At 55.2% G+C, this 15,133-nt stretch carries 14 protein-coding genes and 1 pseudogene; 7 read left to right on the top strand and 8 right to left on the bottom strand.

The window, feature by feature from the left end; all coding sequences use genetic code 11:
- Positions 1-28 precede the first annotated feature (28 nt).
- Positions 29-946, bottom strand: a complete 918-nt coding sequence (locus tag K1718_RS22485) for a DMT family transporter (protein WP_265680774.1) — start codon at positions 944-946, stop codon at positions 29-31.
- A gap of 234 nt (positions 947-1,180) precedes the next feature.
- A complete protein-coding gene (locus tag K1718_RS22480) occupies positions 1,181-2,470 on the bottom strand; it encodes a D-alanyl-D-alanine carboxypeptidase/D-alanyl-D-alanine-endopeptidase (protein WP_265680775.1) in 1,290 nt (429 codons plus the stop codon).
- 341 nt (positions 2,471-2,811) lie between these two features.
- On the opposite strand from K1718_RS22480, the gene K1718_RS22475 reads away from it, so the two are divergent.
- Positions 2,812-4,008, top strand: a complete 1,197-nt coding sequence (locus K1718_RS22475; RefSeq protein ID WP_265680777.1) for a hydantoinase/carbamoylase family amidase — start codon at positions 2,812-2,814, stop codon at positions 4,006-4,008.
- 336 nt (positions 4,009-4,344) lie between these two features.
- Here the strand turns inward: K1718_RS22475 and K1718_RS27575 are convergent.
- Positions 4,345-4,776, bottom strand: a pseudogene (locus tag K1718_RS27575) (GrpB family protein).
- Positions 4,777-4,898: 122 nt separating this feature from the next.
- On the opposite strand from K1718_RS27575, the gene K1718_RS22470 reads away from it, so the two are divergent.
- From K1718_RS22470 to K1718_RS22455, 4 genes are all read left to right on the top strand, one after another.
- Positions 4,899-5,345 (top strand): VOC family protein, encoded by a 447-nt coding sequence (locus K1718_RS22470; protein WP_152503068.1) that lies wholly within the window; start codon positions 4,899-4,901, stop codon positions 5,343-5,345.
- Positions 5,346-5,668: 323 nt separating this feature from the next.
- Positions 5,669-5,941: a metal/formaldehyde-sensitive transcriptional repressor gene (locus K1718_RS22465; protein ID WP_265680779.1), complete on the top strand. Its 273-nt coding sequence runs from the start codon at positions 5,669-5,671 to the stop codon at positions 5,939-5,941.
- Positions 5,942-5,970: 29 nt separating this feature from the next.
- The gene (gene dmeF / locus K1718_RS22460) at positions 5,971-6,933 is read left to right on the top strand and encodes a CDF family Co(II)/Ni(II) efflux transporter DmeF (protein WP_285806039.1); all 963 of its coding nucleotides are present in this window, start codon (positions 5,971-5,973) and stop codon (positions 6,931-6,933) included.
- Positions 6,930-7,367: an EamA family transporter gene (locus tag K1718_RS22455; protein WP_265680781.1), complete on the top strand. Its 438-nt coding sequence runs from the start codon at positions 6,930-6,932 to the stop codon at positions 7,365-7,367. Before dmeF ends, K1718_RS22455 begins: the two co-directional genes overlap by 4 nt.
- Positions 7,368-7,653: 286 nt before the next feature.
- On the opposite strand, the gene K1718_RS22450 is transcribed toward K1718_RS22455, so the two are convergent.
- Entirely contained in the window at positions 7,654-8,538 is an 885-nt protein-coding gene (locus tag K1718_RS22450; RefSeq protein ID WP_265680782.1) for a hypothetical protein, read from the bottom strand.
- A 408-nt stretch (positions 8,539-8,946) separates the two neighbouring features.
- On the opposite strand from K1718_RS22450, the gene K1718_RS22445 reads away from it, so the two are divergent.
- The gene (locus tag K1718_RS22445) at positions 8,947-10,269 is read left to right on the top strand and encodes an adenylate/guanylate cyclase domain-containing protein (protein ID WP_265680783.1); all 1,323 of its coding nucleotides are present in this window, start codon (positions 8,947-8,949) and stop codon (positions 10,267-10,269) included.
- A gap of 268 nt (positions 10,270-10,537) precedes the next feature.
- Here the strand turns inward: K1718_RS22445 and K1718_RS22440 are convergent, their stop codons facing one another.
- Complete coding sequence (locus K1718_RS22440) at positions 10,538-11,734, bottom strand: MFS transporter (RefSeq protein WP_265680784.1); 1,197 nt, start codon at positions 11,732-11,734, stop codon at positions 10,538-10,540.
- Positions 11,735-11,847: 113 nt separating this feature from the next.
- Here K1718_RS22440 and K1718_RS22435 point away from each other — a divergent pair, with 113 nt between their 5' ends.
- Positions 11,848-12,759, top strand: coding sequence for a LysR family transcriptional regulator (locus K1718_RS22435; RefSeq protein ID WP_265680785.1), 912 nt, complete (start codon positions 11,848-11,850; stop codon positions 12,757-12,759).
- A 264-nt stretch (positions 12,760-13,023) separates the two neighbouring features.
- On the opposite strand, the gene K1718_RS22430 is transcribed toward K1718_RS22435, so the two are convergent.
- The 3 genes from K1718_RS22430 to moaB are packed head-to-tail and all read right to left on the bottom strand — an operon-like array spanning position 13,024 to position 15,096.
- The gene (locus K1718_RS22430) at positions 13,024-13,992 is read right to left on the bottom strand and encodes a glutathione S-transferase family protein (protein WP_265680786.1); all 969 of its coding nucleotides are present in this window, start codon (positions 13,990-13,992) and stop codon (positions 13,024-13,026) included.
- A gap of 42 nt (positions 13,993-14,034) precedes the next feature.
- Positions 14,035-14,535 (bottom strand): GNAT family N-acetyltransferase, encoded by a 501-nt coding sequence (locus K1718_RS22425; RefSeq protein WP_265680787.1) that lies wholly within the window; start codon positions 14,533-14,535, stop codon positions 14,035-14,037.
- A gap of 3 nt (positions 14,536-14,538) precedes the next feature.
- Positions 14,539-15,096, bottom strand: coding sequence for a molybdenum cofactor biosynthesis protein B (moaB, locus tag K1718_RS22420; RefSeq protein ID WP_265680788.1), 558 nt, complete (start codon positions 15,094-15,096; stop codon positions 14,539-14,541).
- Between the last annotated feature and the right edge of the window lie 37 nt (positions 15,097-15,133).

Raw genomic sequence — 15,133 nt, 5'->3', positions numbered from 1 at the left:
AATGTGGTTCATTCGGCGATCCGTCCAGCTATTTGCCGGCCCTGGCCGCAGCCCGTTCCCGCTGTGCGACATAAAGGCCAGAGCCGAATATCACCGCAGCTCCGATAAATGTCATCTCGTCGGGAGTTTCTCCCAGGAACCAGAACGCCAGCAGAGCCGCCCAGATCAGCTTCAGGAAATCGAAGGGCATGACGGCGGTTGGCTCCGTTTCCTTCAAGGCCTGGCTCAGGCTGACTTGGGCGACCGATCCGGCAAAACCGATGAACAGCAGCCAGCCCCAAGCCCAAAGGGTCGGGTCCTTCCAGACCCAAAGGGCCGGACCGACCGAAAACACCGACAGGAAAATCCCCATCCAGGCGACGATGGCGACGCTGCTCTCCGTGCGCGACAAGGTCTTAACGATGATCAGAGCAAGCGACCACAGCAGCGCCGCGGCGATGACCAGCAGGGAACCGGTCTCCACGACGGCCAGGCCCGGCCGCAGGATGATCAGCATGCCGACGAAGCCGAGGCCGATCGCGGTCCATCTTCTCAGCCTGATCTTCTCCTTGAAGATCAGGACGCTCAGGACCGAGGTAAAGATCGGGGCCGTGAAACCAAGCGCGGTGACCTTTGCGAGCGGCGTTATGGCCAATGCCGTGAAGAACAGGAACATCGCCGCTATGTTCACGACCCCGCGCAGCGCATGAAGGCCGAACCGGCGTGTCCGCATTTGCACAAAACCTGGCCCGATCAGCAAGGGCACAAGAAAGGCGAGGCCGAACAGGTTGCGAAAGAAGGCGATCTGAAAGGGGTGGAGCTCGCTGGACGCGACCCGGACAGAAAAGTGCATGACCGCAAAGGCGACGGTCGAGGCACACATCATCACCACACCCCGAATGACCGGCGACTGGCTCTTCCAGGCGGCACCGAGCCCCGCAAGGCCTTCAGGATGGAAGGGGCTCACAGTTGCGTACTCTCGTCCTGAGCCTGTCGGAACTCTACCGGCTTGAACATGACGCCGGTTTCCGGGAATGCGGCGGTCGGCCTTGAGGGGACCGCGTTGCCAAGATTTGCCTGGCGGTGCCTTTTCAACAGACCCGGGCCGAGGACACAAAACCGGATACCATCAACGCGCCGTGTACGACGCGATTTGGTTTTCAGGTGGGCATGCATTGGCAAAGCGCTGTTCCGAAAGACCCTAGAGACCGAGCTCAAGGGCCCTGAGCAGGCGGAACCGGGCCTTTCCCGTCTTGCCGCCGAGCGAGATCACGAAGGGCACCATGCCGTGTTTGGTGGTGTTCACGTATCCTGCCAAGGCTTTGACACCGGGGATCGTGCCTGTCTTGTAGCGCGAGCCGGCCTTGGTCCTGGGGAGCAGCTCGGCGTGCGGCGCAAACTCGGCCAGCACCCTGGCGAGGCCCTGGGTAGAGAAGCGGTTCTGTGTACTGATGCCCGAGCCCTCCTTGAGGACGATGCCTTCGGTGATGCCATGCTCGGCAAGGATCTCCTCCGCGACTTGTTGCGACTTTGCAAGGCTGACCGGTCCGCCGAGACGGTGTGCGCCAACCTCAAGAAAGATCTGGTTGGCGACATAGTTGTTCGACCCCAGCAGCATCTGGGTCAAGATCTCCGGCAGGGAGCGGGACTGGCGATGCACATGCACGGGCTCAAGTCCTTCGGGGATCGATCCGAACGATATCTCGCCTTCAACGTTGCCGCCGGCCTTTCCGATAAAGACGGCGAGAAGCTCGCCGGCGTAACGCACGCCGACGGAAGGGTCTTCCTGGGCAAGGCTGATACGGCCGCGTCCCTTTGGGCCGCGTTTACGAAACTGGCTCACCGCCAGGGGCGTGATCGGGGTTTGCTTTTCTGCGGAGCGGACGGATTTTCCCGTTTTAACGGCATGGATCGTGTTGAAGTTAACCGCAAGTGCCGAGTTGAGGGCGTCATACGCCCTGCCGGTGTCCTCGATGCCGGGGATGCGCAGCTCTTGAGGGAAATAACTTGCGTCAAGAACCATGCCTGCGAACGGCTCCTTGCCGGTTGCGGCGACAAGTTCGGGCGCGAGCAACGCAAGCTCCTCGGAGACAAGGAAGGGATCACCGCCGCCGCGCACATAAAGCACCCTGTCGCTATCCAGGTAAAACCGGGTCTGGAACCGGTGGCCACTCCCCAGAACCTCCATTGCCAGCCATGCGGTGACGACTTTGGCGACGGACGCAGGGACGAAGGACTTCCCCGCGTTTTGTGCCACCAGTTCATTGCCCTCGCCATCCAGCACCAGCACGACACCCGACGGTGCAACGCCGGCGACCTTTTCCTTGATGCTGGCCAACGCTGGCACACAAAGAAGAACAACGGCAAGGGCGAAGGCAAGCAGGCGCATGAAGGCTCCAGTCAGCCGCTGTTCCGGCGGCCGGTAATCGAGAATACGGCTTCGCAATTCAATCGGAACTTCGACCGCTTGTGAATAGTCCATGTAAAACATGTCGAATTTGATCCGTTTTTGACGAATGCGGCGATTGCCCTATTCCCGTCTATTCAGCGAATTTGCTGCGTCTGGAACAAATGTCAGCATTCAGAACACGAATCCAAATTGTTGAATGACCGACTAGGGGCGCGCGTTTCAGAAGCTAAATGTCAGCGCAACCGGAATGTTCTGGGAAGAGCGCATGAGGGACTGCAAAGCTGTGGGTGCCATGGCCGTTTGGCTCGCTTTTGGATCACTTAGCTTGAAAGCTGAGCAAATCGGCTGCAGCCTCAAGAGAGCACTTTCCAATTGCGGAATGTCGGGCAAATTCAGAGAGTTTTCAGTTTGGGAAGGTCAAGATGAACGTTCTGCCAGACAGGTTTATGAGAGATCTTCACACGCTCCGCTCCTTCGGTGCGAGTGGGGTGGGCAAGGGAGTGGTGCGTCCGGCGTTTTCTGAACCAGACGTGGCTGCCCGAAAGTGGCTGATTAACCAGTTGGAGGCGGCTGGCCTGGCGCCGCATGTGGATCCTGCAGGCAACGTCTTCGGCCTGACCGATGCTCCCTCCATGCTTTTGGGGTCTCACACCGATACCCAACCCGAAGGGGGCTGGCTGGATGGGGCATTGGGTGTCATTGTCGCATTGGAGATCGCACGTGCTGCGAAGGAGGCAGGTGGTCCGCCAGTGTCAGTCGTGAACTTCCAGGATGAAGAAGGGCGGTTTGGCGCGCTGACCGGATCCAGCATTTATTCAGGTAAGACCCAACTTGCAGAGGCCGACGAATTCACAGACATGAACGGCGTCTCTTTCCGCGATGCGCGGTCTTCAATGGCAGATGTTGCAGAGGCGTTCGTTCCACATAATCAGTTCACGGGTTTCATCGAACTCCATATCGAACAGGGCAGCACACTGCACGACGCAGGCGAGGCGATTGGCGTTGTCACCGGCATTGTCGGATCCCGGCAACTGCAGGTCACCCTGACAGGTCAGCAAAACCACGCCGGCACCACGCTGATGCACCAGCGAAGAGATGCGTTTCAAGCGCTGTCGGCATTCAACGCCGCACTAAACGACCGCCTTCGAAACACTGTAACACCGCGCACAGTCTGGACGATTGGTAGGATACAGCTGCGGCCCAATGCACCCTCCATTGTGCCCGGTGAAGTGGTGTTCGACGTGCAGTGGCGCGATGTCGATGACGATCGGCTGGCCCGGATCGAAGCTCTTGTTCGCGATCTTGTTGCCGAGATTGCCGTGGACCACGGAATGCAGGTTGAAATTGTGCCGATCAAGGCGCTGCAGCCGGTGCCAATGGACGCCAACTTGCGCGCGGCCTTGAGCGCCGCAGCTGAGGCGCAGGCCCCAGGAAAATGGCGCGAGATGCCGTCCGGCGCCTTGCACGACGCTTCAAACATGGCGCGGTTGATGCCGTCAGCGATGCTATTTGTTCCGTCGATCGAGGGTATCAGCCACGATTTTGCCGAGGACACACACGAGGCCGACTTGATAACCGGCCTGCGTGTGATGGCGGACGCTGTCAGCCGGTTGAACTGAAACAGTTGTCAAACCAGAGCCCCGTTACTCAAACGCTTATGCTCTCCGATAAACTTAACGCCGGACAATAGCCTTCCCGAGGTCGGCCTAGTCCTGTGGGGGAAAAGACTTGTCGCGGGGCCAACGGGAAAAGCTTCTCTGGTCGGCGGAGGCGTCAAGCAAAATTACCATTCGATCTGACTGATCGAATGGCCGCCTCCTACCCAACTCGTAAACATGGTGCGTCTCGAACGAACATCTGCTTTCAGGCACAGGCTTCAACGCGGCGTATGTCCGATTTGGGGCGCATTTCTGCCGTCGGCGCTATTCTCAGCGAGAGTCAGTTTTTTGTCCAGATTAACTCTTCAACCGGTCACTTTCCTGCATGGAAAGGACTTCCTGAATGAAGCTCGCTTTGGTGGCAGTGTAACTGCCGCGGTCATTTGAATGCGCTGCTGCAAGGCGGTTCTTTAAACGACTATACTGCTCTCAGAGTTGAGTATTCGCCCTCATAGCGTCACGGAAACTCAGATACGCATTCCATTGCGGGTCGCCGTCAATCATTGCGTAGTGATGGATGCAACGCACGTCGGGTGATGTTTCGAAGACAAACAGATGGCCGCCCTCATCAGCCTTGTTTCCCCTGTATAAATAGCCAATCGAACACAAAGCGTTTTCTAGAAAAGATAGCAGTTCTGGCCGCACTATGAGCAGCGCTATGTCAAGGACTGGCTTTGCGGGCAAGCCATCAACCGATGTGCTGCCAACATGTTCAATTTCATTCGGCATTCCTCAAAATGCACTTTCTTCAGTTTGTTTTGTCAACGGAAGTTTCTCCGCAGTTTCGCTCTCCAAGCGCAGGTAATCTTTGGTTTTCACCTGCGGCTGTTGGGCAAGGCCGGAGTGAGCCAATGTTGACCGCCAAAGCGCTTGTGCCTAGCTTTGGTTTTGGGGCCGACCTTTTGGAGCACCGTATGTTTGATCATGTCGAGTATTCTGTAGGCGATTTCTCAGCGGCTCATCGGTTTTATGTTCCAATTTTCGAAGCAATTGGTGCGCACGTAGCCTTCTTGGACGAGGAACTCGGTGAACTTGGTGTAGAAAATGAAGGTATCGTTCAGTTTTTGATTACCAAGGGCGCGCCGACTCAACCCAAAATTCATATTTGTTTCAGAGCGCCAGACAAAGAGGCTGTTCAGAAAGCCTATGATGGCGCAATTGCCGGGGGTGGCGTCTGTAACGGTAAGCCAGGGTATCGGGACCACTACGCACCTGGCTACTACGCCGCGTTTGTGTTTGATCCGGATGGGCACAATGTTGAAGTTCTCTTTCGAGAGACTGCACCCGGGGCATCCTAACGCACAAGCGTTGCGTCGAGGACGTCGTGGAAGACCTGTACCACGAAGATGTCCTGGAAGCTTTGGTGTGTTGTCTCGACCGGATGAAAAACCGCTGATCGAGGATCCTATCACGATGAAGGCCGAGATAGATGGCATCACCGTTGAAGCGGACGTTTGAGTCATTTGCAGCAAACAGCCAGTTTGATCCCAACTTACCGCATGCTGCACTATCAACGAAAGGCGGCTTCTCGACATTGGCAGTTCTCAACCCTCAACCGACTCGCTTGCTTTTCTGCAAATAATTAGTATACCCCCCTATACTATATCTGTGGAGCGAGGCTATGAGTCATCTCAGCCGCGACAATTCAAAGCTCATCGCACGTCTTCGGCGCATCAAAGGCCAAGTCGAAGGGGTTGAGCGCGCGCTAGAGGCGGATGCCGATTGCGCCGAAGTGCTCCGCCAGATTGCTTCCATTCGTGGAGCCATGACCGGTCTGACCAACGAAGTCTTCGAAGAACATCTCCGCAGTCATGTTGTTGGGGCCGCTGACGATGCCTCCCGCGAACAAGGCGCGGAAGAGATGATCCAGATTTTGAAGTCGTACCTCAAATGAGGAGTGAAACTGCGCGGGAAGGCGGAGAAATGGGCCAACAAGCGACCGCAATGTTTGAACATGACCACGTCTTTCTTGGTGCCAATCAAAAGCGCAACGAGCGTCGGGTTTGGTTCGTCATCGCTCTAACCACCACGATGATGGTCGTGGAGATCACGGCGGGCCATTGGTTCGGTTCGATGGCTTTGATTGCCGACGGCTGGCACATGTCCACACATGCTGCTGCCATGCTCATCGCTGTGCTAGCCTACCGCTACGCACGGAAGAACGCCAACAATCGTGCTTTCACCTTCGGCACTGGCAAAGTCGGAGACCTTGCTGGGTTCGCCAGTGCAGTGATCTTGGCGCTTATCGCGCTGCTGATCGGTTGGGAGAGCTTCCAAAGGCTCGTCGAGCCTGTCCCGATCAGTTTCAATCAAGCGATTATGGTGGCTGTGATCGGTCTAATCGTGAACCTTCTAAGCGCGTGGCTTCTGAGGGATGATCATCATCACCACCATCATCATGGTCACGGCCATCACCACCACGAACATCATCACGAGCACCACCATGGGCATGGGCAAGACAATAATCTGAGAGCCGCCTATCTGCACGTCTTGGCAGATGCTCTCACGTCGGTGCTTGCGATTGTCGCTCTTCTGCTAGGTCGCGCCTATGGCTGGTTCTGGGCGGACCCTGTTATGGGCATTGTTGGAGCGATCGTGATTTCGCGCTGGTCTTGGGGGTTGATCAAAGATTCCGGCGGCGTGCTACTGGATCGAGTACCAGAAGGCGGGCACATCGAGACTAAAGTTCGCAAGGCCGTGGAGAACGGCAGCGACAGGATCACCGACCTACACATCTGGCAAATCGGTCCGGGTCACTACTCGGTTATTGCTTCAATTGCATCTGAAACACCGAAGACGGTCGCTGAATACAAGGCGATGCTGGATCACATCGACCACGTGTCCCACACGACGGTTGAAGTGCACCAAGTCGGTCAAGCGGCGTGATCAAAGTGTGGCTGGGCTGGGCGGTTCTTTCAGCTATTTTGGGCGCGGCTTTGATTGTCGTCAGTTCAATTGTCCTTAGGAATACACCAACACCAATCGCCACTCTCTTTCGTGGGTTGGGGATCATAGGCATCAGCGCGGTAATCCTTGCCTCAGTTTATGGGCCAAGGAATGTGATCGAAAGCATTGGCGCAAACCTATGGGGGCTGATCGCGCTTGGTGTGTTAAGCGCAGGCTCGATCTTATCCTTCTATACCGCTCTGAAATTGGCCCACGATAAAGCCTCAGACGAAATCGTCACAGCGATCAACTATTCTAGCCTCGTTTTGGTCGCAGCCTTGAACATCATGGTTGGCAGAGAGACCTTTTCTCTACAAACACTGATCGGAATCTCGTTGATCTTTGTCGGTCTCGCCATTCTGGCGCTGAGATAAGCGCTGAAATGACAACGGGAGAGCACATCCTTGCCGGGTGCGTTCACCTGAGCAGCCATCAGCGTAGCCGCAGCGAAAGCTCACTTTGTCCGCAGCTTGGTCATTCGTTCTAACGGGAAGTCATAGCCACATTTTTGGTTGAAACATTGATCGGCTTAAGCCTGGATTGGCGGTGCATTTTTGCCGTTCAGTACACACGCAGCGAAGGTCGGTTTTGAGTTGGTGTGGACGTAGTCGGCAATTGCGTGCCTTCTCGCAGCGAAAAATGTCCCGAGACAACTCAAAATCAATTCAATCCGTTCAAGTAACCTGACGCAGAACCGCTTCCGGACATGGAGAAAAAGACGCCATTGTCACGCACTGCGCTGTTAGGCTTCTGCCGGACCTTGTTCCTCAGAGCCTCTGCCGTAATGGAAACCCCAACCTCGAGATTTGAATGGTGTTCACCAAGGCTCGGATCAATCAGGCCATGCTGGTAACGGTCGACAAGCGCTTCAGGGAGGTCAACCAGCCAGAAGTTTTCATCAGAATGGCCGGACAGAAGGATCGTATAGGGTTCAATCCCGTGTTCCTTGATCATCGCCTCAATCAGGACCATGCCGTCATCAGGTGAAAGGCCGACTTCCTCTCGAACGGCCTTGGGTGCTGCCGTGAATCTGTAGGCGGGTGGCGCCCTGCGCGGCAGTCGAAAGAACAAGGGTGGCTTTTCAAGCAGGCTGGGGCAGAGAGCCCCAATTTTTTCGACGAAGACTTTTCCGACGCCGTAATCATCGCCCTGAAAGGCAATCATGTGTTCAACTGATTTGTAGGCAATGTGTTCATGCCCTGCGAATTCGGCGGAATTCACATCACCGATCCAAACGTCGTTCTGGTAATCGACATCCAAAAGCGTGAATTCACATCCGGTGATCCCGATGCTGAAATTCCATTGATGCTCAAAAAGACGATTTACCTCTCCCGGATTGCGCATCAGGATCTTGATCCCAATGACGCCAAATGGCGCTTCGCGTGAGATCATCTTTTGAACGCCGCCATCCTGAATATCAAACACCGTGGAGGTGTTCCACAAGTCGATAAGATGAGACTGGAACTCTGCGCCTATCGCATCAATCAGTCTTTCAACGCGGCCCTTGCTTGGTGACACTTCAGTCTCCGGTCTCTGTTTGGTCACTCATTCTTCCAGACCAATATATGTCATCTACGTATTGTCAGGAACGCCCTGCCTTTGAAAAATGCACTCCTGAAGAGGTTTAGTGGATCCGATCCACAATGAACGGCTAGTCCACGCCAAACTTGTGAATTCAATCCGACTGCGATGAATGACGGCTTTCAGAAGCAAAGGGAATACCGACACCCGCCCGATACGACAGTTCAAAGCAGCTGTATTGTTTTTGGTACGGTGAACTTCTGGTTAGGGCCTAGGGAGGGTCTTGGGTTCGGTGCGCTGAATTTGAAATTCGAGCAGGAAGCGGACGTATCACACAATAGCAATCAGAGTGCTTTTTGTGGGCGAAGCCAACACGCAATAGGTGAAACACGTTGAAATTGCTCAGTCACTTTGTAGTTTGAAATTTGGTTTATGACGGTCATGCTCCGGGTCATGAACAGCGACACCAAAGAGACAGAATCCGACCAGATGTTCTACGCTGCCGAGCAGGCGGGATTGAAGCTGGCCATCAAGGGCAGGATCATTACGGTCGTGTTCGTTGCGACCTTTATGGCGCTCACCCGCGGTGCCGAACGGGCGCCGGACTTTATCCTTGGCGGTTTGGTATTCGTAGCGCTCGGGCTGCTTCATTTCCGCATTATCGGATCGTCCATTGACCGGCCCTGGGTGAAATACGTCTTTGTCACCATCGATATTTTCTTGCTGAGTGCAGCAGTGGCCTTCCTGCCCGCCGAACCTGTAAGTCAGGTTCCGCAGGTAATGATCTTCCGGTTTCAAGTGTTCCACTTCTATTTTCTCATACTGGCCGTTGCCGCGTTCAGTTTTTCACCGGGCCTTGTTTTCTGGTCGGGGGTGGCGGGCGCGGTCGGATGGATGGCGGCATTTCTGTACATTCGCTCGGGAATGGAGCGGATTTTGGAATGGGGTGATATCCCGATGGATCCAACGCCGGAAGAATTTCTCGCCGTCTTTCTGGACGTAGATTTCGCGGCCTCGGGCACGCGGTTGCAAGAGGCTACGATCTTTTTCGTCGTGGCAACGCTCATTGCCATCGTCATGCGACGGGCACGTGGTGTTGTTCTTCGCCAATTGGAGGCGGAACGGGGCGTTGCGTCGATTTCGCAATTGTTCGGCCGTTTTGTCCCCAAAGCGGTTGCCGATTCCATGATCCAGCATGAAGGATCACTGGCCCCGGTGGAAAGGGAAGCAACGGTTCTCATTGCGGACGTGGCGGGGTTCACGGCGCTGACCGAGACCAAAGGAGCGCAGGCTATTGTTGATACTTTCAACGCCTACTTCGAAGCCGCCTCTGAAGTGATCGGCACGCACAACGGGGTCGTGACCCAGTTTATCGGCGATGCTGTGCTTGCTACCTTCAACGTGCCCGCAGAAGATCCGGAGCACAGACAACATGGGATCGATGCCGCTGTCGATCTATTGAAGCTGGTACAATCTACCACGTTTGCAGGCGAGAGGTTGGAGATTCGGGTGGGTGTAAGCACTGGCCCCGTGATTGCTGGAAATGTCGGTGGTGGGGGTCGGGCTGCCTATACCGTCTATGGTGAGGCGGTCAATCTCGCCTCGCGCCTAGAAGCATTGAACAAGGAGCAGGGAACGTTGATCCTGGTGTCTGGGACGACAGTTGAAGGGGCCAATGAGAGCGGTCTCTTGAAAGTCGGCCAGGTCGATGTGCGGGGTATCAGCGAGCCTGTGGACATCTACAGCTTGGCATAGAAGAGGTCACGCGCAGGGTTAGACCATGTGCCCGTCTGGGGGAAAAGTCGTTTTCCGCAGTAAGGCTGAAGGTCCGTTTCGCACTGCGCTTGCCATTCGTTGTTGTTGGGGTGTCAGATTGTACTGCAGCCAGCACAGGACCCTAACTGCTTCACTCTTACCTGCCGAGGTCAGGCGCTCGTCGCGATTGTGTCAAACGGCCGAACTGCGGACAATGGCAACCTTGGTCGTCGCTTGGTCATCGACCACTTTAGACCGCTAGCGTCACTTATCGTGCCCAGATGTAGGTGGGAAACCGGCGCTCTCCTGCCAGGATCAGAACGGCAACCCCGAACACCAAGGACGGGATCAGAGAGATTTCCAGCCAGCCAAGGTGTTCAGCGAACCAGCCACCTATCATAGGCAGTGGAAATGCAATGCCGTAGCCGATCAAAGTCATTCCCGCAGTCAGCTGCGTGACAGCTCTTCCTTTTGCAATGACGGCTGGCAGCGATACCAATAGGATGAGTTCCACCGATGCTGCGAACCCAGTGAGCAGAGCACCCAACCAAGAAGCCCATCCGGAGAGGAAGGTAAATAGAGCAAGTCCAATCACGGCCAATCCGGCAGATGCCGCTATCGGCCTCCGCCTGCCAATCCAACCTGGACTTGCCAACACTACGAAAGAAGCCATCAAGGGTGTTGCATTATAGAGCAACAGTAACCAGGCAAGTGCTTCGCGCTCACCTCGTGCATCCAGTATCACGCCAAAATAAGAGTTGATGACAAAGAACAGGACAACCGATCCGGCAAGAAGCAAACCAAATTGCCATACGCGGGTGTCGTTCCAGTTTGGCAACGATGCAGTCGATGCCAGATCCTTCACACCGGCTTTGGGCGCAGTATTGGTATCTTTGGGTGTTCGTACGAATGTCACGGCCAACGAAATAAGCAAGATGGGAACAGACCACAAAAACAATGCCATGCGCCAATCTTCTCCGGCCAGTGGCAGTACCAAAGGCAAGGTCAATCCAGCCCCAGACACTTCCCCAACCATCATACCGTTCAGGTATACGGCATTGCCGAGTGCAATGTGACCGGGCGTCCACACTCTGGTCGCCGCAGGTAAAGCAGTTTGGAATAAGGCAACGCCAAATCCCATAAGAACAGAAACCGCAAAAAGCATCAGACTCGAAGGCGCATATCCGCGTGCGGTGGACGCCACCGCCATCAGCAAGACGCCAAAAATAATTGCAGCTTTCAAACCGAAGCGTCCGATCAGAAGTGTCGCGGGAATCGCGCCAAAGGCAATGGCGACCACAGGCAGCATGGTCAAAGCTCCGATACCCATAGCTTCCAATCCATAGGATTCCGCAATACGGGTTGCCAAAGGAGGCGTGGCCAAAACCGGCACACGCAGTGTCCAGCCGACCAGCCACAAGATAGCCAGTGTGAAAATCGGAAATGATTGAGAGCGCCGTCGCACAGTTTGCTCCTCTAGTGGAAATTCGAGAGCGTGGATCGGCTGACAATACAATTCCTAATAATTTGCGGTAGATGTGTTAATTTGAGATCTGATATCTAATTTTTGGAAAGCAAATGAATCGATTTGCCGAGATTGAAGCGTTTGTGGCCGTCGTCGAGACAGGTTCGTTTTCAGCTGCAGCTGAACGCCAGGGCGTGGCGATTTCAGCAGTCAGCCGCAGGGTCGACGAAATGGAAGCACGTCTTGGTGTCAGACTTACGCTCCGCTCGACGCGTGGCGTAAAGGCCACGGAAAGAGGAAGGGAATACTACGCTCACTGTCTGCGGCTGATATCTGATCTGAACGAAGCAGACAGCGCGATTTCCGGTCAAGACAGACCAATCAAAGGCCTCATTCGTGTCGCTTGCCCACCCGCCTTCGGTGTGCGCTATCTGGCACCGCTTGCCAATCAGTTCGCAGCGTCAAACCCCGAGATCCATTTCGACATTGAATTGAGTGATCGGCCCGTCGACTTGATCGAAGGGGGATTTGATTTCGCAATACGTCTCGGGCATTTGGATGATCCGGCGCTGACTTCGGAACCACTTTTTTCCGTCCGCTACGTCGTCGCAGCCAGCCCGGCCTTTTGGGATCAGTATGGTCGCCCAACCACACCAGAAGATCTGACTGGGTTTCCAGCGCTCGCGTATCGTGTTGGACCTGATCCCGCGCGCTGGCAGTTTTCACGCCCGAACGGGCAAAAACTGGATGTGCGGCTATCACCGCGCATTGTCACCAACAATGGAACCGTCCTGGTTGATGCGGCCAAAGCAGGTCTGGGTGTTTGCCTGGAACCCAGTTTCGTTTGTAACGATGCAATCCTGGAGGGGACGTTGGAGACAGTACTGGACGATCACCGCACCTATGGACGAGACGCAAAACTGGTTCGCCCGGCAGCCAGACCGCTGTCTCGGCGAGCTGAAGATTTCCTAGATACTCTTCGAGGTGAATTCGCGATAACGGCCCCTTGGGAGATCGGGGAATAGAAATACTCCTGCTGCCTTATCAATCGGCCTGACGCGTATTGCAGACAATTGCCCGGAAAGCAGTATGGGTCTCTTTGGCCTTTCAGACGCCGGTCGACCAAACGGCCAAGTCGCAATGTCCGGGGTGACGCTGATATTGAAGCTCCGCAAACGAGCGCTGAAAATAGGACGGACTTTCTCCAACGCCAAATGGCGGTTAAACGCGCCAATTCTGCCTCGCCTTCGTCAAGCCTGCTGCCATCCGGCGATTGATGAGCCTAAGGCCTAGGCTGCTTCAAGCGGCTCATAAAAGTCGACGATCGGTCCAAGCGGAACAATACCGTTCGGGTTTCGCAGCTCGCTTTTGGAGTGGTAGCCTCTCCGGTAAATGTCGAGCTTGACCGTGTCGGCGACACCTTTTAGGGCAAAGAAACGGCGGGCATAGGCCCACAGATGCGGGTAGTCGATCAATCTGCGTTTATTGCATTTGAAGGCGCTCCAATAAGCGGCATCAAACCGTGCCAGCGTCGGAAAGAGACGTATGTCGGCCTCTGTGATCCTTTCTCCCGTTAACCAGGAGCGAGTCTCAAGCACATTTTCGATCCGATCCAGCGCTTCGAAGACCTCGGTTACCGCTTCATCGTAAGCTGTTTGCGAGCGTGCAAAGCCTGCGCGATAAACACCATTGTTGAGTTTCGGATAAATGAACGCATTCCAGTCGTCGATGTCGCTCTGCAGCTCACGCGGGTAATAGTCGACCGGATTTTCTGCAAAGTCCTGAAAGGCACTGTTGAGCATGCGAATGATTTCAGCCGACTCGTTGCTCACCAGCGTATCGGTTCTGGTGTCCCATAGAACGGGCACCGTGACCCGTCCTGTATAGTCAGTGGTGCCCTTCGCATAGATCTGGTGCAGGGCTGCGGCGCCGGAGAGGGCATCAAAATAGCCGCTTTGCGGGTCAAACACCCAGCCGTCCTCTGTGCGTTTAGGAGCGAGGATGGAAATTCCGATGTGATCCTGAAGCCCTTTCACCGCACGCATCAACAAGGTGCGATGTGCCCAGGGGCAATTCCAGGCAACGTAGAGATGGTAGCGGCCGCTTTCTGCACCAAACCCGGCTTTCCCCGTTTGCCCCGCGGAGCCGTCCGGTGTGACCCAGTTCCGGATCTGCGCTTTCGATCTTTCGAAGCGAACGCCATCAACGCTGTCTCCTGTTGCATCGGGATCCCAGATGCCATCGACGAGCATGCCCATTCAATTCTCCTTTCCGGCTGATTTAGGCCGCTGCTGCTGAAGTTACAGGGGGCAGGTCATGCGAATGGAAGGAAATTCGACATCTCCAGGCAAAAAAACGAGAACTCGCTCGATACTTTCAAAACCGCAAGCGCGGTAAAAACGCTCGCCATTCAGTGTCGAATAGCAATTCAGTTCAGAAAGACCGTGGGACTTCGCGTCGCTAAAGCAACGTTGCATCAACAGGCGGCCAATTCCCTGACCAGTGAATTCAGGATCCGTGCCGAAATGGCGGATGTTGCCGTTGTTTTCCGTCTCTCCACGCCCTGTCGGGGATGCCTTTGTCCAGCCGCCGGCACCGACCAGCTGACCGTCTTCAGTTTCCGCCAGATAATAACTTCCGGAGCTCAGTAGCTCAGGTCTTGCACGCGTGATCAACGGCAGAGCCTTGGCAAGAGTTGCTGCATCGTAAGCACTCTTGAGCAGAGCTGTGTAACTTTTGAGAAGCAATGCTGAAACAGCCGGCTCATCGTTCAGAACTGCGACCCGAATGAGAAACGGCAATTCTCAAGCCTCCTGGAGTTTGCCGCGTTTCAAATGTTCATCGAGCCGCGGCATGATCTCAACGAAGTTGCACGGCATGTGTCGATAGTCGAGCTGCCACTTCAAAATTCCGTCCCATGCGTCCTTGCAGGCTCCTGTTGATCCGGGGAGCACGAATATGTAGGTCGCTCCGGCCACACCGCCTGTTGCCCGGGACTGGATGGTCGACGTTCCAATCTTGTCATAGGAAATGCGATGGAACACTTCGGAAAAACCGTCCATGCGCTTTTCAAACAGCGGCTCCATGGCCTCAGGTGTCACGTCCCGACCGGTAAAGCCCGTCCCACCGGTAGAGACAATGACGTCAACACCCTTGTCCGCGATCCAGGCTCTTGCGATCTCTTGAATGGCCGGAACGTCATCCTTGACGATCTTGCGGTCTGCCAGGGCATGGCCGGCGCTTTTGATCCGGTCTGCAAGCGTTTTGCCCGACTTGTCTTCATCCAGTGAACGTGTGTCGGACACCGTCAGTACGGCAATATTGAGCGGAATGAACGGACGGCTTTCATCGAGACGTGACATGAATAACTCCTTTGCCCCAACACTTAGGCACTCAGGA

It is taken from the genome of Roseibium porphyridii (genome assembly GCF_026191725.2).
GTDB classification, from domain to species: domain Bacteria; phylum Pseudomonadota; class Alphaproteobacteria; order Rhizobiales; family Stappiaceae; genus Roseibium; species Roseibium porphyridii.
The sequence above is the reverse complement of the archived record's forward strand: the minus strand, read 5'-3'. Positions and strand labels throughout refer to the sequence as shown.